Genomic DNA, 19,881 nt, shown 5'->3' with positions numbered 1-19,881 from the left:
TTGAACACTCTAAAGATCACTTAAAATATCTAACGCTTCCGACACTTTCTTAACAGCAAAGATCTGCATATTTTCTGGCTTTTTCTTTGGCATATTAGCTATAGGCACTATTGCCTTTTTGAAACCATGTTTAGCGGCTTCAGAAATACGCTCTTGACCACTTGGTACTGGTCGTATTTCTCCTCCCAGACCTATTTCACCAAAAATAACCACATCTTGTGGTAAAGGGCGATTTCGAAAACTGGATATCAATGCAGCAATCAATGCTAAATCGGCACTAGTTTCGGTCACTTTTACCCCGCCAACAACGTTAACAAAAATATCCTGATCAGCCATTTGTAAGCCACCATGGCGATGCAAAACCGCGAGTAAAAGTGCCAGCCGATTTTGATCAAGCCCGACAGTCACTCGCCTTGGATTGCCATATACAGAATGATCAACTAACGCTTGAATTTCAACCAGTAATGGACGAGTACCTTCCCATAACACCATTACCGAACTGCCCGATAACATCTCTTCACCACGACTTAAAAAGATTGCAGATGGATTACTGACTTCTTTCAATCCTTGTTCAGTCATAGCAAACACACCTAACTCATTGACTGCGCCAAAACGATTTTTATGGCTACGTAAAGTTCGAAATCGAGAGTCAGCATCACCATCAAGTAAAATTGAGCAATCAATACAGTGTTCAAGTACTTTAGGGCCTGCTAGTGAGCCATCTTTAGTCACATGGCCAACCATAATAATGGCTATGCCTTTGGTTTTCGCAAAACGCGTTAAATAAGCTGCAGTTTCACGAACTTGAGCCACACTACCTGGCGAAGATTGAATATCAGCAAGATGCATAACTTGAATTGAGTCAATAACCATTAACTTTGGCTGTGACTGTTCAGCAAGTAAACAGATCTGCTCAATACTGGTTTCAGACAACATATTAATATTATCTGTCGGTAAACCTAAACGATGTGCACGCATCGCTACTTGTTGTAATGATTCCTCACCAGTTACATAAAGGGTATTCATTTGTGCTGACAGTTTACTCATGGTTTGCAGTAGCAAAGTACTTTTACCGGCACCGGGGTTACCACCAATTAAGATAGCACTACCTGGTACTACACCACCACCAAGTACACGATCAAATTCAGAAAATCCAGTTGAAAATCTGGGTAAGGCTTCCAGACTAATTTCAGATAATTTTTGGATTTTAGTTTGCCCTGCACCACCGGCATAGCCGGTTAATCGGTCATTGCGTGATGAACTACTAGCTAACCTAACTTCAGTAATGGTATTCCATGCATGACAAGCGCTACATTGACCTTGCCAACGAGGATAGTCAGCACCACAATCATTACAGACATAAGCGCGCTTTACTGTTTTTGCCAAATTCTTCTCCTAGCCTTCACTTAATAAACTGGTAGATAAGATGCACCATAAACCGGTTAAATCAGCATAATTGATGCTGATTCTTGCTTTTTCAACGACTTTAGGCTTTCCATGATAAGCAACACCAAGCCCTGCAATTCTAATCATCATTAAATCATTTGCCCCATCACCAATCGCAACAGTTTGCTCAATAGGAATATCTAAAGAGGTGGCTAATTGTTGTAACATCCGCGCTTTATATTTAGCATCAACAATTTGCCCATTAACTTTACCTGTCAGCTTACCGTTTTTAATTTCTAATTCATTAGCGTGAGCATCAATTAGTTTTAACTTCTGTTTTAAATGATTTGCAAAATAAGTAAATCCACCCGAAACAATGGCAACATGCCAATTTTTTTTATGTAACTCTTTAACTAAATAAGTTAATCCTGGTGTTAATGGTAGACTCTCTTTTACTTGTTCTAAAATATCTTGCTGTGCGCCTTTTAATGTAGCAACTCGTTTACGTAAGCTGGTAGCAAAATCAAGTTCACCACGCATAGCAAGCTCAGTCACGGCAGCAACTTGTTCACCGACACCGTGTAATTTTGCTAGTTCATCAATACACTCAATACCAATTGCGGTCGAGTCCATATCCATGACTAATAAACCTGGGGAATGCAATGTGGGTAAATTATCAATTGGTGAAACATCAATACCTAATGTTAGCGAAATCGATTTGGCTTTTTTCGGCATTACGCCAGCAATACGTACTATTTGATAGGTTTTAATTTTCCAAGATGAAACCACAACCATTGGCATTGCAAGTTGCCTTTGAAATTTTGAAAGCAGTGTTTTATTTAACTTTTTCCCATAAATAATCCAACCCGTTTTACCCGCATTGTAATCCAATGGAACAACTTCACAACCATTTAAAGACAAAGGTAAACCTTGCCAGTATTGAATATTTTCTGGGAGATCATTATAGGTTAATGTATAAGCCATATATCGAAAGTCTTAAAAATGTAAAACAGATTCGGAATTTACCATATCTACTAAAGATTGTCCAAGTAAGGATTATAAGAAGTTATTTCTTAAATTTTACGGCTCAAAAACCCCGTTCCTCAACTTTTTTTGCAAGAAATTTCATTGTTAATCAATAGTAATTAGCTTCAGTTTAGAAATGAAGAAAGAAGACTAAACAGATAGTCCCCACATACAAAGCTGTTCAAGTGCTGGGCCAATTTTTTCACCCAAAGGGGTTAATTTGTATAACACTTTAAGTGGTGGTTTTTCACCATATACACTACGAGTGATAAGTTCATCTTCCTCCAACTTTTTAAGCTGGATGCTCAGCGTCATATCAGTGATTTCAGGGATCACCACTTTTAACTCACTAAATCGTTTTTCACCAGAAAGCAAATAATAAAGGATAACACCTTTCCATTTTCCACCGATTAAATCCATAGCTAAACTTATTGGGCAATAATAAATTTTATTCTTATATCGTATTGATGATCGATGTTCACTGCTTTGCATACACATTCCTACTATCAAATTAGATAGATATTGCTGAAAAAATATTAATCACTAAACTAAAGAGAGTAACTAAATTTTTTATAGTATAAAAACAAAGGAACAATTATGCCATTAATTATTTTAGGTCACCCTAATATTGAACAATCAATTGCCAATAAAACGATTATTGAAACATTACAAGATAAAGTAAAGGATATTGAAATTCGTAATATTCACCAACTTTATCCAGATTACAAAATCAATGTACAAGAAGAACAAGCTGCTTTACTTAGACATGATCTTATCGTTCTACAATACCCTATGTATTGGTTCAACATGCCAGCAATACTAAAAATATGGTTTGATGAGGTATTAACCTATCAATTTGCTTATGGCTCGAAAGGCGATAAATTAAAAGATAAAAAGTTATTGCAAAGTTTAACTGTAGGACAAACAGAGCAAAATTTTCAAAAATATTCCCCTGAATTAATGAATCATTTACTTCAATCCGTAAAAACTTCAGCGCTCTACACGCAAATGAAATACCTTTCCCCTGCCATTTTATATGGCGTGTCGCCTGTTATTGAGGGAGAAAAAACGACAATAAAAGCAAAAGCATTAAAGCATAGTCAGCAATTAGTTCAATTGATTGAAAATTACAGTAAGTAGCGCAATGTTAATACATTAATCATTTTTAAACAGAGCTGGCATTGTAAAAATGTACTAACTACTTTTTTTTAAAACAGCATAGAAAAAACCATCACCACCGTGTACAGTTGGTAAAAATTGTTTCGTATCACCCACAAGTTGGGCATTGCTGTTTTCTTGTAAAAACCGCTCAATTTGTAATCTATTTTCATCAGGTAGTATTGAACAGGTAGCATAGACTAAAGTGCCACCTGTTTTTAAATAAGACCAAATATTGGTTAAGATTCCATGTTGCAATTCAGTGAGTTGCGCAATATCACTATCTCGCCGTAACCACTTGATATCAGGATGGCGACGAATTACGCCTGTTGCCGAGCATGGTGCGTCAAGCAAAATTCGGTCAAATTGTTTACCCGAGCACCATTTTTCAGGTGTAAGACCATCACCCACTTTAACTTCTGCTACTTGTTTTAGGCGAGCCAGATTTTCTTCAATACGTTTAGCACGACCTGCATCAACATCTACCGCTAATAAATTTGCTTTAGGTGCAATTTCTAAGATATGGGTTGTTTTTCCACCTGGAGCGGCACACATATCCAAAATTTGCTCACCATTTTGGGGTTCTAACAAATATGCAGCATATTGAGCAGATAAGTCCTGTACGGTAACGGCTCCTTCAGCAAAATAAGGTAATTTCGTTACATTTACAGGCGATAATAACCTGATAGCACAAGGCAAATCAGCAAAAGCTTCTGATTCAATTTGCCGTTCAGTTAACAATTGTTGATACTCACTAACAGAATAGTGATTAAGATTAACGCGTAACCACATTGGTGGTTTTTGGTTATTGGCAGAAATGATTGCTTGCCATTTCTCGGGGTAAGCTTGCGTAAGACGATTAACTAACCAACTTGGATGCAAGGTTTGAGGTGCTTTATCATCCTGTACAAATTTTCGTTGTAATGATTCTTGTTGGCGTAAAAATTCACGCAATACGCCATTTACTAATCCTTTGAGCGCTGATTTTTTTAAATCATTTACTGCATTAACTGTTTCACCTACAGCTGCATGTTCAGGTATTCTGGTATATAAAATTTGGTAAATACCCACTAACAATAAATAGTGTAGAACTCGATTTTTCCCGGTAAGAACTTTATTCATCAAAGTATGAATATAAAAATTAAGTTCAGGTAAAACACGCATCACACCAAAACAGATTTCTTGCATTAGCGCGCGATCTTTTTCTGCTACTTTATGGCTAAATAACGTTAAGGCCGTACTAAGCGATTGCCCCTCTTCAAGTACGTTAAAAATCGCTTGAGCACAAATAGCTCGAATATTTGAGTGTGACTTTTTATTCATAACCAATAATGACCTTAACTCATCAATCTAAATATTTATAAAATTAATGATCCCACCCAACCAGCTATAAACAATGGAATATTAAAATGGGTAAAGGTTGGAATAACACTATCTCTTATATGATCATGCTGACCATCACTGTTTAAACCAGCAGATGTTGCTAAAATAGTATCTGAAGGAGGTGAACCTGCATCGCCAATCGCTCCTGACGCACCAATTAAACAAACGGTTGCTATTGGTGAAAAGCCCAACTGAACACATAAAGGAACATAGATAGCTGCAATAATTGGTACAGTAGAGAAAGATGAACCAATACCAAGTGTAATGATCAAGCCAACTAACATCATCATAAAAGATGCTACTACTTTATTCCCCGCGAATAATGAGGCACTATTAACAACTAAAGGTTCTATTTCATGAGTCTGTTTTAATACTTCAGCAAAGCCTTGAGCTGATATCATCACAAAGCCGATCATCGCCATCATTTTGATACCATCGGTAAAGATTCCGTCTGCCTCACCCCATTTAATTGAGCCTGAAGCAATAAAACAGATAAAGCCAATTAAAGCACCTAAAATCATCGATCCAGTATAAAGTTGGACAGTAAAAGAGAGAATAATTGCTAATAATGAGACGACAAGTGAACGAGTACTTACATTACTAAACTCTTCGGCATGGCTTTCTTCATGAATCAGTTTATATTGTCTCGGTTTACGATAACTAACGAAAATAGCCCAAAGTAGACCAACAAACATACCAAAAGCCGGAATAGCCATAGCATGCATAACATTAACATGGCTAACATCCATCCCCGATGAAATAATATTTTTTAATAAGATTTGATTTAAGAAAATATTACCGAATCCGACAGGTAAAAACATATATGGTGTAATCAAACCAAATGTCATGATACAAGCAATCATTCGTCTATCTAGTTGCAATCTCGACATTACATATAATAGTGGCGGAATTAACAACGGTATAAAAGCAATATGAATTGGGATGATATTTTGTGAGGAAATACTAACTAACCCGATTATGATAATTAACAACCATTTAATTCGAGTTTTAGCATCATTAGTCGTTAACTGCTTAATGGCTTTGTCAGCTAACAATTCTGGTAATCCTGATTTTGAAATTGCTACTGCAAACGCACCAAGCATAGCATAAGAAAGCGCAATATTAGCCCCGTTGCTAATCCCAGTATTAAAAGCGTCAATTGTTTCTTTTAATGTTAAATGGCTACATAAACCACCGACAAAAGCACCAATGATTAAGCTAATCACCACATGAACACGGCAAAGCGAAAGGACTAACATTAAAATAACTGCAACAACCACTGCATTTACCGAGGAAAACAGCTCAAGAATAGTATTCATAAATAGATTCTTCGTAGCAAAATAAAGATAGTTATTCTAGGCGATAGATATATAAAGTGCAATTGTTAGTATACGCTTACTAGCGTAAATTATTTTTTAGGTAAGACTAAAGAAAACTTATAATAAATTTAATGCTAACATTGCAAATAAAGAATAACCGATTTGTATCCTTAATGAAAATTGTGTGAATAACTTGCTTTAATTAACGGTAATATTCAATTCATGCTGATATGGTGCTGATAGAAATAAACCTTTATAATACGTTGTCATTATCATAATGTAATCACTACAAGATTATGCAAATTTGCTATACTGTAACGCATATATACTTGGATTAATGTTTTTTATATTAGAGTATCATATCAATTTACAGCTTAAACATTCATTATTAGGTTGGTAAATAAATAACTTAAAATGATTTAAGTATATAGTTAGCAACAAAGTATGAGGTTTATTTTTATGTTTTCTTGGTGGACAAAAATTTATTTTTCACTAATTCAAATTCCTGTTAAGCTTTTTGTTAAAAGTAAACCAATTCCTACCGATCCCATTACTGAACTGGACCTCGATATCCATCGTCCAATTTTGTATGTGCTTCCTTATAACTCTCAAATTGATTTAATGGTAGTTAGGTCGCTTTGTCTAAAATATCATTTACCAGATCCTTTATTAGGAATTGATATTAATGATAAAACTGTACCTGCTTATATTTATATCGATAAAGGGCCAGGAATTTTTGCTTCAAGTAAACAAAAAAATAAATCTATCGAAATTTTAAGGGAATACATTTCAGCGCATCAACAAAATGATGAACTTGATGTTCAAATGTTGCCTGTATCTGTCATGTTTGGTCGTAAACCAGATAAAGAAGGCAAAAAAATGCCTTCACTGCAAGTGTTAGGTGCTACCTATAAACTTTATAAAATCTTAATTTCTGGTCGTGACTGCTATACTCGATTTTCTCGGACCGTATCTTTTAAAGATATTAAAGTCGACGATAAACAAGATATTTCTGTTTTAGCTCATAAGCTTGCACGTGTAGCACGTATTCACTTTGCTAAACAAAGAGCGGCTTCTGTTGGTCCTAAATTGCCTGTTAGACAGGAAATGCTTAATAAATTATTAACTAACCCAGCTCTTGCTGAGGCAATACAAGAAGAAGCTAAAAGTAAACATATTGGGCTAGATAAAGCCAAGAAAAATGCTTTATCACTTCTAAATGAAATCGCGGCTAATTTTTCTTACCGCATGCTAAGAGTGACTGACTTTGTTCTTACTTGGGCTTGGAACAGACTTTATCAAGGTTTAAAAGTAACAAACGCTGATCCAGTTCGAGAGCTTGCTGAAAATGGACACGAAATCGTTTATGCACCATGTCATCGAAGTCATATGGACTATTTGTTATTGTCTTATGTACTTTATCGGCAAGGATTAGTTCCACCACATATTGCAGCTGGTATCAATTTAAATTTCTGGCCAGCAGGCCCTATCTTTAGGCGCTTAGGGGCATTTTTTATCCGCCGTTCATTTAAAGGTAACAAACTCTATACCGCCGTATTTAGAGAGTATTTAGCAGAGTTATTTATCCGCGGTTATGCCGTCGAATATTTCATTGAAGGCGGGCGCTCACGCACAGGAAGACTACTCGACCCTAAAACCGGAATGTTGTTGATGACAATCCAAACTTTATTACGAGGTGATACACGCCCAATCACAATTGTCCCGGTCTATATTGGTTATGAACATGTTTTAGAAGTTGCCACTTATGCTAACGAGCTGCGTGGCGCTAAAAAAGAAAAAGAAAGCTTGTGGAGCACAATTAAAGCCTTCTTCAAATTAAAAAAACTAGGCTTTGGCTACGTTAACTTTGGTAGCCCAATACCTTTAAATCAATTTTTAAATCAGCATATACCTGAATGGCGAGATGCTATTGATCCTACAGGAACACAGCGCCCTAATTGGTTAACACCAACAACTAATTTGCTTGCAAAACAAATTATGGAGCACATCAATTCTTCGGCTGCGATTAATGCTATGAATTTATGCTGTTCAATATTATTAGCCGCTGATCAATGCACATTAACAAAAGTAAAATTATTAGAGCATTTAGATTATCTTTTAAAATTATTAAAAAACATTCCTTACTCTGATTTGATTACCATTCCCGATCAAACTGCCGAAGAGATGTTTGAACATGCCAAAGAAATGGGTAAATTTGTCATTACTACTGATGAAGTTGGTGAAATGGTGGGGTTAACTACCGAACAAGCAGTATTGATGACCTATTATCGCAATAATATTCAGCATTTACTGATTATACCGGCAATTGTGGCTAGAATTTTACTTAAACATAATCGCATTTCAATTGATGAAGTACTTATGCAGATTAAATTGCTCTTCCCTTTAATAAAATCAGAGCTATTTTTATATCATAATGAAGATCAATTAACTGAATACGTTAATAAAATTATTGCAACTTATGCTGATTTGAATCTAATAAGTTATTCACCTGATAAATTAACATTGAACTACTTAAAAATGTCAGGATTACAGTTGTTAGCGTCATCATCAAGAGATACATTACAACGCTATGTCATTGCATTTTCATTGTTACAAAAAGATCCAACAATTAGTCGTGCAACCTTAGAAAAAGAAGGACGTTTAATTGCAGAACGGCTTTCAATATTACATGGTATAAATGCCCCTGAATTTTTTGATAAAGGTGTTTTTTCAACACTAGTTGCTTCGCTTCGGGAACAAGGTTATTTAGATGATAAAGGTGATGCAAATTTACCGAAAATCGAAACTATGAATAATATACTTAAACCATTAATTACTAACCGTGTAATGCAAACAATTGATGAAATCAATCCTTAAAAATTAAATTATCTTGGGCTTACTTGATTATTTTGGGTAAGCCGAATAAACTTCAATCATTAAATAAAGTATCTTTTTTTATGCTTTATCACTGTTTTCTAAATAATTTTATTCTTTATAATCTTCATTAACAAATTTAATAAATAGCACTATTGTTTTTTTGACATATGTCAAACTTTTGTGAAAGTATACCTTTATTTCCATTCAATTAAATATTATCATTACAATTAGTAAGGATGTTTATAACATCGAAAAAATTAGATAATAAAATGTAATGTCAGCTTTTTAAGGAGTTCATATGCTATTTAACCGTAGACAGTTCTTTAAGATCTGTGCTGGTGGCATGGCAGGAACAACTGTCGCTACTTTAGGATTAATGCCGAATGTAGCGCTTGCACAAACTCGCCAATATAAATTGTTAAAATCAAAAGAAACGCGAAATAATTGTACTTACTGTTCTGTTGGATGTGGAATGCTCCTTTATAGCCGAGGAGATGGCGCTAAGAATGCCGAATCGTCTATTTTTCATATCGAAGGCGATCCTGACCATCCTGTTAGTCGTGGTTCACTTTGTCCGAAAGGTGCTGGCGTACTCGACTATATAAAAAGCGAACAACGAGTTAAATACCCAGAGTATCGTGCGCCAGGTTCTGACAAATGGCAACGAATCAGCTGGGATGAAGCAATTGACCGCATAGCTCGCTTAATGAAAGCTGACCGTGATAAAAATTTTCAAGAAAAAAATGAGCAAGGAACGACGGTTAACCGCTGGACAACTACTGGCTGGCTAGTGACTTCAGCTGCGAGTAATGAAACGGGTTGGTTAGCATTTAAAGTTGCCCGTTCTTTAGGAATGCTAAGCCTTGAAACTCAAGCTAGAGTTTGCCATGGGCCCTCAGTATCTAGTTTAGGTGCTACCTTTGGTCGAGGCGCCATGACCAATAACTGGAACGATATTAAAAATGCTAATGTGGTTATTGTTATGGGGGGTAACGCAGCTGAAGCCCATCCAGTTGGTTTTAAATGGGCAATTGAAGCCAAAATTACTAACGGTGCAGAACTCATAGCGATTGATCCACGCTTTCATCGAACCGCTTCGGTAGCTGATCATTATGTACCTATTCGTGCAGGTTCAGATATCGCTTTTCTACTTGGTATCATTAATTACCTTATCACTAATAACGAAGTCAACTTTGAATATCTTATAACACACTCTAATGCTAGCTTAATTGTGCGTGACGATTTCAACTTTGATAATAATAGTGGATTGTTCAGTGGTTACGATGCAGAAAATCGTCAATACGATCAAACCAGTTGGGCATATCAAAAAGATGAAAATGGTTTTGCATTAAGAGATAAAACATTAAGTCACCCACGCTGTGTTTGGAATTTACTAAAACAACATGTTAGTCGCTATACGCCAGAAATTGTAAATAAAATAACGGGTAGCCCTGTAGATGGCTTTTTACATGTTTGTCGTTCACTCGCCAGTACTAAAACCAATGATCGTGCGGCAACTTTCCTATATGCATTAGGTTGGACTCAACATACTTATGGTACACAAATCATCCGCACTGCAGCAATGATTCAACTGATTCTTGGTAATATTGGTGTCATGGGTGGTGGTATAAATGCTTTGCGTGGTCACTCAAATATTCAAGGATTAACTGATGTAGGTTTACTGTCTAATCGATTACCTGCTTATCTTGATCTACCAAAAGATTCTCAAACATCGCTTGAACAATACTTAGCAGAAAAAACACCAAAACCTCTTGGTCCAAATGAGGTTAATTTTTGGGGTAATTACCCTAAATTCTTTATTAGTTTTATGAAAGCAATGTATGGTGATAAGGCAACTGGGGATAATAATTGGGGATTTGATTGGTTACCAAAATGGGATAAAACCTATGATATTTTACGTTTTAGTAAAATGATGCGTGACGGGCAAGCTAATGGTTTTATTTGCCAAGGGTTTAACCCACTGGCTGCCTTACCTGATAAAAATAGTATTCGTGAGGGATTATCCAAACTCAAATTCTTGGTAAATATCGATCCATTGCCAACTGAAACAGCCGAGTTTTGGAAAAATCATGGTGAATCAAATGATGTTGATCCAAGTAAAATACAAACAGAAGTCTTTAGACTTCCGGCCAACTGTTTTGCTGAGGAAAATGGGACCATTGTTAACTCATCACGTTTATTACAATGGCATTGGGCAGCTGCTAGACCACCTTATGAATCACTTTACGATCCAGAGATTATTGCGCGAATCTATTTAAGAATTAAAGAGCTTTATGAAGAAGAAGGTGGCGCTTATCACGAACCAATTAATAATTTAACTTGGGATTATCAAGATCCTGAAGGTCCAGCAGCCGAAGAGTTAGCAAAAGAGTGTAATGGTCGAGCATTGGCTGACATAACGGACACTAATGGCAACATCATCCTTAAAAAAGGCCAACTATTAAGTGGTTTTTCTCAATTAAAAGCCGACGGAACGACCTCATCTGGAATTTGGATATTTTGTGGCTCTTGGACTGAACAAGGTAACCAAATGGCTCGCCGAGATCCTAGTGACCCATCAGGTAAGGGTATTCATGCTGGCTGGGCTTGGGCTTGGCCGATGAATCGACGTGTACTCTATAATCGTGCTTCTACTGATGAAAATGGAAAACCATGGGATCCAAATCGGATGTTAATCAAATGGAACGGAACAAGTTGGGTCGGCAATGACGTACCAGATTTTACTGCCACGTTATCACCTGATTCTGGAGCGGGAGCCTTCATCATGAACAATGATGGATTAGGTGGGCTGTTCTGTTTGAATCGTTTAGTTGATGGACCATTTCCTGAACATTATGAACCATTTGAAACACCAATTTCAAATAACCCAATGCACCCTAAACAAGTAAATAGTCCAGTAGCTCGAGCATTTAAAGAAGATTTAGCTCGCTTAGGTAAAGCAGATGAATTTCCTTATGTTGGTACAACATACAGTATTACTGAGCACTTCCACTTTTGGACGCAACATGCAAGATTAGCTTCAATAACACAACCAGAACAATTTATTGAGCTTAGTGAAAATCTTGCGAATAAAAAAGGCATAAAATTGGGCGATACAGTGAAAGTAACTTCATATCGAGGTTATATCAAAGCCAAAGCAGTTGTGACAAAACGTTTACCTACTTTGACAGTTGATGGTAAAGAGATCGAAACCATAGGAATTCCAATTGTTTGGGGATTCACAGGTCAAACTAAAAAAGGCTTTTTGGTTAATGAATTAACACCGCATTTAGGTGATGCTAATTCACAAACCCCAGAATACAAGTCCTTCTTAGTCAACATCGAAAAAGTTACCACAGCGGCATAAGAAGGAGGATAGATTATGTCATTACAAACTCAAGATATTATTCGCCGCTCAGCAACTAATGCCCTAACACCTGCACCTAGGGCAAGAGATTATCAGCAGGAAGTAGCTAAATTAATTGACGTGACCACCTGTATCGGTTGTAAAGCTTGTCAGGTAGCTTGTAGCGAATGGAATGATCTGCGAGCAGAAGTAGGAAATACCGTCGGCGTTTATGATAATCCAGCTGACTTAGAACCAAAAGCATGGACCGTAATGCGTTATTCAGAAGTTGAAATCAATGGCAAATTCGAATGGCTTATACGTAAAGATGGTTGTATGCATTGTGCAGATCCTGGTTGCTTAAAAGCGTGCCCATCTGAAGGAGCAATCATTCAATATGCTAATGGGATTGTCGATTTCCAATCAGAACACTGTATTGGATGTGGTTATTGCGTCGCAGGATGTCCATTTAATATTCCACGTGTTAGCAAAGAAGATAACCACTCTTATAAATGCACATTATGTGTTGATCGAGTTGCTGTTGGTCAAGAACCTGCTTGCGTAAAAACCTGCCCTACTGGAGCAATTCATTTTGGCACCAAACAAGATATGATTCGCCATGCCGAACACCGAATTGTTGATTTAAAAAAACGTGGATTTGAAAACGCAGGACTCTACAATCCAGAAGGTGTCGGCGGTACTCATGTTATGTATGTACTACATCATGCTGATCAACCTGAACTTTACCATGGATTACCTAAAGATCCTCAAATTAGCGAAATCGTTAAATTCTGGAAAGGCGCATGGAAACCACTTTCAGCTGCTGCTTTTGTTGCTACTTTCGGCGGATTACTCTTCCACTACATGGGGGTAGGTGCAGTTGAAGTCGATGACGAAGATATTGAACACGAAAAAGAAGCGGACAAACAAGCAAGAAAACGTTTAGGACTACCTATTTTAGGTCGAAAAAATAGTCCTAATTCAACACAATCGGAGGCTCGTCATGAATAAGAAAGGAATGATATTAAGAACACCACTTATTGTACGCTTCTGTCATTGGTGTATGGTCTGTTTGTTTATATTAACCGCGTTATCAGGTTTATCTTTATTTTTTCCATCAATCAAGTTATTTGGATTATTTCTTGGCACACCACAATTGGTGAGAGCTTTACACCCTATAATTGGTTGTGTGGTATTCATTTTATTAATGTTCATGTTTATCAAATTAGCTCATCACAATATTCCAAATAAAAATGACCTTTTATGGATTAAAAACTTTAAAAACGTGATTATGGGAAAAGAAGAAGGTATCCCAATTGGTAAATATAATGTTGGCCAAAAGTTTTTATTCTGGTGCATTATGAGCTTAATCTTTGTGCTATTCGTTACGGGCTTAATAATGTGGCGCCGATATGTATCTGATTATTTTCCTATTCAAATAGTCCGAATCGCAATATTTTTCCACTCTTTTGCGGCTATTTGTCTTATTTTACTGGCTATTGGTCATGCTTATATGGCAATTTGGGTTAAAGGGTCTATAAAAGGAATGATAACTGGATATGTATCACGAGCGTGGGCATTTAAAAACCACTCCTCATGGTACGAAGAAGAAATGAAAAAAGTCTATCAGCAAGAACTTAAAGACAATCAAAAGAACGATATTGAGCCATCATCTCAAACAGAACAAAAACCTGCTTTATAAGAATAATTAATCTCCGCTGATATAAATCAGCGGAATTCTTAGCCTATTAGATTAATGATGGAAAAAATAACAAAATTGGTAATCAAGAATGAGTATAAAAATCATCCCACGAGAGCAGCTTGAACAACAAAACACCGTAATTAGACAGATTCCCTTACTCTTTTATCCATCACCGAAAACACTTTATATTCATCGCGCCGAGCGTTTAAAAACGCTAGCACGAAACAATTCTTTAAGTGATTATTTAAATTTCTGCGCTAAGATTGTCGAGCAACAGGCTATTTTAATCAAAAAACCTATTGATATCTCTCCATCACTTAATAATGATTTTCCGCCATTAAGTTTGGAAAACTTACCATTAAATGATATTTGGCAAGATTATTTATTAACATTATTAAATTCATTTTCAAATACAACCTATCAAATTCAATCTGTTATTGAACAATTAAAACAAAACGATTCCAATCAACTTCAAGAGAAAGCACGCAACTTACTCAATGGTAAATTTAATTTAGTTGATGGTAATGAATCCATATTTATTTGGTCAGCTTTATCAGTCTATTATTGCCAACTAGCTAGTCAAATTAAAGGCAAAGCCGTCGCTGAAAATACCAATGAAAGCTGGCTATGCCCAGTGTGTAATAGTATGCCAGCTGCGAGTATTATTCAGCTTGGTGCAAATAATGGATTAAGATACCTTCATTGTAGCTTATGTGAAAGCGAATGGTATGTACCACGAGTGAAATGTACTTGTTGTGATAATATGCAAGATATTCAATACTTCTCTTTGGATAAAGAATTAGCTGCAATAAAAACCGAGTGCTGTGATGCTTGCCATAGCTATTTGAAAATATTAGACCAAGATAAAGATCCTCATATCGAAATCATTGCTGATGATGTTGCCTCATTAATATTGGATATCAAGACTGAAGAAGAAGGATTTGCAAAAAGTGGGTTAAATCCTTTTGTCTTTTCCCAATAAGAAATTACAAAAGTTAAAAATATTACTTAACATTTTGTAATATTAAGATTAGAATCATATCACTGTACTAGTTTACGAGTTCTTTATGATGAAACGCGCTATAATTTTAATATTGATGTTAGTAATTACGCCATTTTTCTGTTTGGCTAATGCGGTAAAAAATGTTGCGATAACAGCAATTGTTGAACACCCTTCATTAGACCAAATCCGTGATGGAGTAAAAGATGAGTTAACAGCGAATGGATTTAAGTTAAACGATAATTTAAATGTCCAATATCGAAGTGCCCAAGGTAGTAGTGCAACAGCCGCACAAATTGCCAGACAGTTCGTTGCAGCTAAACCAGACGTCATCGTTGCAATTGCAACACCAAGTGCTCAAGCAACAGTTGCCGCAACTAAACAAATACCCGTTGTTTTTGCAGGAATTACTGATCCAATTGCAGCAAAATTAATTAAAGATTGGAATCCCTCTCATAACAATGTCACTGGCGTTTCAGACTATCAAGAAATAGGCCCTCAAATTGAATTTATGAAAAAAGTTGTGCCTAATGTAAAATCTGTTGGTTATATTTATAGTCCTAGCGAAATTAATTCAACTGTAGTGTTAAAAAATCTTCAAAATGAACTTAGCCAACAAAATATTTCATTGGTGGCGGTGCCTGCCCAACGTACAGCGGATATTTCAACAGCAGCCAATACATTGAAAGGAAAAGTTGATCTGATCTACACCACAACAGATAACAACGTTGTTTCAGCTTATGAATCATTAGTTAAATTTGCCAATGAAAATAAAATCCCACTGTTAGCATCGTTTCCTGATGCCATTGAGCGAGGAGCTGTTGCTGCTTATGGAATGAGCTATTACGATGTAGGTCGTCAATCAGGTAAGCTGGTGGTAAGAGTTTTAAATGGAGAAGATCCTGGCAATATTAAACCCGAAATCGGACAAACATTACGCCTTGTCGTCAATACTGATGCAGCCAAAAAACAAGGAATCTCTTTACCTCCTGACGTTATCGAGTCTGCCTATAAAGTTATTGGTCAAAAATAAAATCATATATCTAAATAAAATCAATTCTTTGTCCATTTTAATGGGCAAAGAATGTTCAAAAACCCCGTTCCTCACCGCAAAATTTTTTAAAGTATTATTGATAAGCCTATTTTATTCATAATTCCTTGCAATAAGGTGTATTAAAATATTTACACATATACTTTTTATTAAATCTAGAAAATTATCTGTTTTTGCTTTATAGTAAACGTATATTTAGGTTGGTTGTAAAATAAATATTACAGGAGCACCACATGCGGAATTTAATCATCAAGCTTTTTATGTTACTTAGTTTGTCTGTAGTAACATTTTTTTCATTAGCAGATAATAAATCTGAGCAAAAATATGTCGCGATAACAGCAATTGTAGAACATCCTGCATTAGATAATGTTCGCAAAGGTGTTGAAGATGAATTAAAAGATAATGGCTATATTGTTGGTCAAAATTTAAAATTACAGTTTGCTAGTGCTCAAGGTAGTAGCGCTAATGCTGCCCAAATAGCAAAACAATTTGTTGCTAATAAGCCCAATGTTATCGTTGGTATTGCAACACCTAGCACCCAAGCTCTAGTGGCGACAACCAAAACGATTCCTATCGTATTCACTGCTGTCACTGATCCCGTTGCTGCTAAATTAACACCTAGTTGGGAAGCTTCTAAAACCAATGTAACTGGTGTATCAGATGCATTATCTTTAGAATCACAAATCGATATGATGTTAAAAATTAAACCTGATGCAAAAAATATTGGTTATGTTTATAGCCCAAGTGAAGTAAATTCCACAATTGTGCTTAAAGAATTACAAGTTGCACTTGGAAAACGCGGCATGAAAATTATTGCTGCACCAGCACAACGAACATCTGATATTTCAACCGCCGCAATAAGTTTAAAAGGAAAAGTTGATCTGATCTACACAACAACCGATAATAACGTCGTTTCAGCTTATGAAGCATTAGCGAAGGTTGCCAATGAAAACAAAATTCCTCTTCTTGCATCAGATCCTGATTCAGCTGAACGAGGTGCAATTGCTGCTTTGGGAATGAGTTATTATGACCTTGGTCGCCAAGCAGGTAAAATTGTTATTCGAATTCTTAATGGTGAAAAACCAGGTGATATTCCACCACAAGTTGGTAACATCACACAATTAACTATTAATAAAAAGGCTGCTGAACGCCAAGGTGTCACTCTATCTGAAGAGGTTTTAAAATCAGCAGCAAAAATTGTTGAAAAATAATTTATTAAACCGTTTTAATAACTAAACCGCCTACTTTGGCGGTTACTTTTTTTAGTGGATATTTTCATGTCATTTGAATTTTTATTAGGCTCAGTTGGAATAGGACTTATTTACGCATTAGTTAGCTTAGGCGTGTTTATATCGTTTCGACTACTTGACTTCCCCGATCTAACCGCTGATGCGAGTTTTCCACTTGGTGGGGCAGTATGTGGTTTGTGTATGTATGTCGGTATTGATCCATGGATTGCAACTTTTCTAGGTATGTTTGCTGGTTGTATTGCCGGTGCAATGACTGGACTGTTATATGTTAAACTTAACATATTACAATTACTATCAAGTATTATCGTGATGATAGGCCTTTATTCAATTAATCTAAGAATTTTAGGATTAGGACCTTATCTCATGGATGAAACACCAAGAATGGCTGGTTCGCCTAATCTATCTTTACTCGATGCAAAAACTATTTTCTCTCCATTTATCAATGAAGATTATAGTAATCAATATTTAGTGCAACCACTTATGGTTTTAGCTTTTGTTGTTGTATTTTGGTTGCTACTTAACCTATTTTTAAATACCCAAATCGGATTGGCTTTAAGAGCGACTGGTACTAACCAACGAATGGCTAAATCCCAAGGAATTCCAACAGGTGGTATCACTATTTTAGGTATGGCAATTTCAAACGGATTAATCGCACTTGGTGGTTCATTATTTGTTCAAACTCAAGGCGGTGCTGACATTACTATTGGGGTGGGGACTATTGTTATCGGCCTTGCATCAATCATTATAGGTGAAAGTATTTTCCCAACAAAACGCATTTGGGCGGTTATGATTGCTGTTATTTTCGGCGCTATCTTATACCGTTTATTTATTGCCTTTGCACTTAGCAATGAATTTTTACAAGAGATTGGTGTCGGTACAGAGGATTTAAATCTTATCACGGCAATATTGGTTGTTTTAGCTTTAGTCTTACCAAAACAACTGAAAAAATACTCAAAAAGAAGAGGGAAGTAAGCATGATCAATGTTGGGCAATTGCAATTGACGTTTAATCAAGGAACACCAATTGAAAATCATGTATTACGAGGTTTAAATCTCAATATCAGTGAAGGTGAGTTTGTTACTATAATCGGTAGTAATGGCGCAGGAAAGAGTTCTTTACTTAATGTGATTAGTGGTGATTTGATTGCTGATTCGGGACATGTGATTATTAATAATAAAGATGTGACTCGTTGGCCTGCTTGGAAAAGAGCCGGTATGGTTGCACGAGTATTCCAAGATCCTATGGTAGGGACATGTGAAAATCTTACTATCGAAGAAAACTTAGCGATTGCTTATAACCGAGGTAATAGTTTCACTTTACTACCAGCATTAAATCGCAAGCTGAGGGCCTTATTTAAAGAAAAACTAGCAACACTCAATTTAGGCCTTGAGAATCGCTTATCAGATATGATGGGATTATTATCAGGAGGACAAAGACAAGCAGTAAGTCTATTAATGTCGACATTACAACCATCTAAGATTTTATTACTTGATGAACACACTGCTGCACTTGATCCTAAAACAGCACAATTCGTTTTGGATCTCACTAATGAAATTGTTTTAAAAAATAAGTTAACCACAATGATGGTTACCCATTCAATGAAACAAGCTTTAGAATACGGCACTAGAACAGTCATGCTTCATCAAGGGCAAGTGGTGCTTGATGTTTCAGGGGAAAAGCGAGATAAATTAACCGTCAATGATTTATTAGAGATGTTCGAAAAAACTCGCGGTGAAAAAGTAACAGATGATGCCCTACTTTTAGGCTAATAATAAAAATTTAAAGCAATATTTATTTAATGAATATTGCTTTTTTCAATCTATTGTTCATTTATTCAATCTCCATTAACACAAAATCTAACACGCTTTTATCCCTCACTATTAATGGTTATTGATTTTGTAGTATTCTCAAAATCCATATTTTATCTACCAAATTAACTTTGGTTTCATTTAAGCGTTATTCATCCAATCATGAATTCATTAAACCCTTTAATTTTTAATTTAATAATTTTGTTAATTTAGATGTATTTAGTATTTTAGAAAAGATTACCTTTTCCCCAAATTATCTTGTTACTAAAGATAATATGAAAGAAATTATGATGTTTTTAAGTATAGGCAAGTAGCATTTAACGCATTAATTATTTAAAGGAAGTGTTTTGTTCTATTCTTTGATTTTCGTCGATTATTAAGCTGCTTAAAATATCAGAGAGATATAGGAATTTATTTGCTCAATAGTATTAAAAATACTGATCCCTTAATGCAAAAAAGCCCAGCATTGCTGCTGGGCTTTCGCTCTAATTTAAAAGTCTGGCGGCACCCTACTCTCACATGGGTAATACCCACACTACCATCGGCACTACGGCGTTTCACTTCTGAGTTCGGCA

The 19,881-nt window shown here is 35.9% G+C and carries 15 protein-coding genes; 10 read left to right on the top strand and 5 right to left on the bottom strand.

Annotated elements, in window-relative coordinates; translation table 11 throughout:
• Positions 1-9: 9 nt before the first annotated feature.
• The 3 genes from radA to J3U24_RS09660 form a co-directional block, all read right to left on the bottom strand.
• Positions 10-1,386 (bottom strand): DNA repair protein RadA, encoded by a 1,377-nt coding sequence (gene radA, locus J3U24_RS09670; protein ID WP_267337685.1) that lies wholly within the window; start codon positions 1,384-1,386, stop codon positions 10-12.
• Between the two features lie 9 nt (positions 1,387-1,395).
• On the bottom strand, positions 1,396-2,370 hold the full coding sequence (serB, locus tag J3U24_RS09665) for a phosphoserine phosphatase (protein ID WP_065561764.1): 975 nt from the start codon (positions 2,368-2,370) through the stop codon (positions 1,396-1,398).
• 192 nt (positions 2,371-2,562) lie between these two features.
• Entirely contained in the window at positions 2,563-2,904 is a 342-nt protein-coding gene (locus tag J3U24_RS09660) for a winged helix-turn-helix transcriptional regulator (RefSeq protein WP_065735253.1), read from the bottom strand.
• A 105-nt stretch (positions 2,905-3,009) separates the two neighbouring features.
• Here J3U24_RS09660 and J3U24_RS09655 point away from each other — a divergent pair, with 105 nt between their 5' ends.
• Positions 3,010-3,552: an NAD(P)H-dependent oxidoreductase gene (locus J3U24_RS09655; RefSeq protein WP_065735254.1), complete on the top strand. Its 543-nt coding sequence runs from the start codon at positions 3,010-3,012 to the stop codon at positions 3,550-3,552.
• A gap of 54 nt (positions 3,553-3,606) precedes the next feature.
• On the opposite strand, the gene rsmB is transcribed toward J3U24_RS09655, so the two are convergent.
• The gene (rsmB, locus tag J3U24_RS09650; RefSeq protein WP_267337686.1) at positions 3,607-4,893 is read right to left on the bottom strand and encodes a 16S rRNA (cytosine(967)-C(5))-methyltransferase RsmB; all 1,287 of its coding nucleotides are present in this window, start codon (positions 4,891-4,893) and stop codon (positions 3,607-3,609) included.
• Positions 4,894-4,928: 35 nt separating this feature from the next.
• Positions 4,929-6,272 carry a Na+/H+ antiporter family protein gene (locus J3U24_RS09645; RefSeq protein WP_065561762.1) on the bottom strand — a complete coding sequence of 448 codons (1,344 nt, stop codon included), beginning with the start codon at positions 6,270-6,272 and terminating at the stop codon, positions 4,929-4,931.
• Between the two features lie 444 nt (positions 6,273-6,716).
• Here J3U24_RS09645 and plsB point away from each other — a divergent pair, with 444 nt between their 5' ends.
• From plsB to J3U24_RS09600, 9 genes are all read left to right on the top strand, one after another.
• On the top strand, positions 6,717-9,149 hold the full coding sequence (plsB, locus tag J3U24_RS09640; RefSeq protein ID WP_218060069.1) for a glycerol-3-phosphate 1-O-acyltransferase PlsB: 2,433 nt from the start codon (positions 6,717-6,719) through the stop codon (positions 9,147-9,149).
• Positions 9,150-9,447: 298 nt separating this feature from the next.
• Positions 9,448-12,516 carry a formate dehydrogenase-N subunit alpha gene (fdnG, locus tag J3U24_RS09635; protein ID WP_220225501.1) on the top strand — a complete coding sequence of 1,023 codons (3,069 nt, stop codon included), beginning with the start codon at positions 9,448-9,450 and terminating at the stop codon, positions 12,514-12,516.
• A 15-nt stretch (positions 12,517-12,531) separates the two neighbouring features.
• Positions 12,532-13,506 (top strand): formate dehydrogenase subunit beta, encoded by a 975-nt coding sequence (gene fdxH, locus J3U24_RS09630; protein WP_081303434.1) that lies wholly within the window; start codon positions 12,532-12,534, stop codon positions 13,504-13,506.
• Entirely contained in the window at positions 13,499-14,197 is a 699-nt protein-coding gene (locus tag J3U24_RS09625) for a formate dehydrogenase subunit gamma (protein WP_065561760.1), read from the top strand. Before fdxH ends, J3U24_RS09625 begins: the two co-directional genes overlap by 8 nt.
• 88 nt (positions 14,198-14,285) lie before the next feature.
• Positions 14,286-15,179, top strand: a complete 894-nt coding sequence (gene fdhE, locus J3U24_RS09620; protein WP_267337687.1) for a formate dehydrogenase accessory protein FdhE — start codon at positions 14,286-14,288, stop codon at positions 15,177-15,179.
• Between the two features lie 85 nt (positions 15,180-15,264).
• Complete coding sequence (locus tag J3U24_RS09615) at positions 15,265-16,230, top strand: ABC transporter substrate-binding protein (RefSeq protein WP_267330982.1); 966 nt, start codon at positions 15,265-15,267, stop codon at positions 16,228-16,230.
• A 251-nt stretch (positions 16,231-16,481) separates the two neighbouring features.
• Complete coding sequence (locus tag J3U24_RS09610; protein ID WP_065561757.1) at positions 16,482-17,459, top strand: ABC transporter substrate-binding protein; 978 nt, start codon at positions 16,482-16,484, stop codon at positions 17,457-17,459.
• Between the two features lie 66 nt (positions 17,460-17,525).
• Positions 17,526-18,470 carry an ABC transporter permease gene (locus J3U24_RS09605; RefSeq protein WP_065561756.1) on the top strand — a complete coding sequence of 315 codons (945 nt, stop codon included), beginning with the start codon at positions 17,526-17,528 and terminating at the stop codon, positions 18,468-18,470.
• Between the two features lie 2 nt (positions 18,471-18,472).
• Entirely contained in the window at positions 18,473-19,267 is a 795-nt protein-coding gene (locus tag J3U24_RS09600) for an ABC transporter ATP-binding protein (protein WP_065561755.1), read from the top strand.
• Positions 19,268-19,881 lie beyond the last annotated feature (614 nt).

It is taken from the genome of Gilliamella sp. B2785, assembly GCF_026537005.1.
Taxonomy (GTDB): domain Bacteria; phylum Pseudomonadota; class Gammaproteobacteria; order Enterobacterales; family Orbaceae; genus Gilliamella; species Gilliamella apicola_E.
Note: the sequence above shows the minus strand (reverse complement) of the source record. Positions and strands in the feature narration are given on the sequence as shown.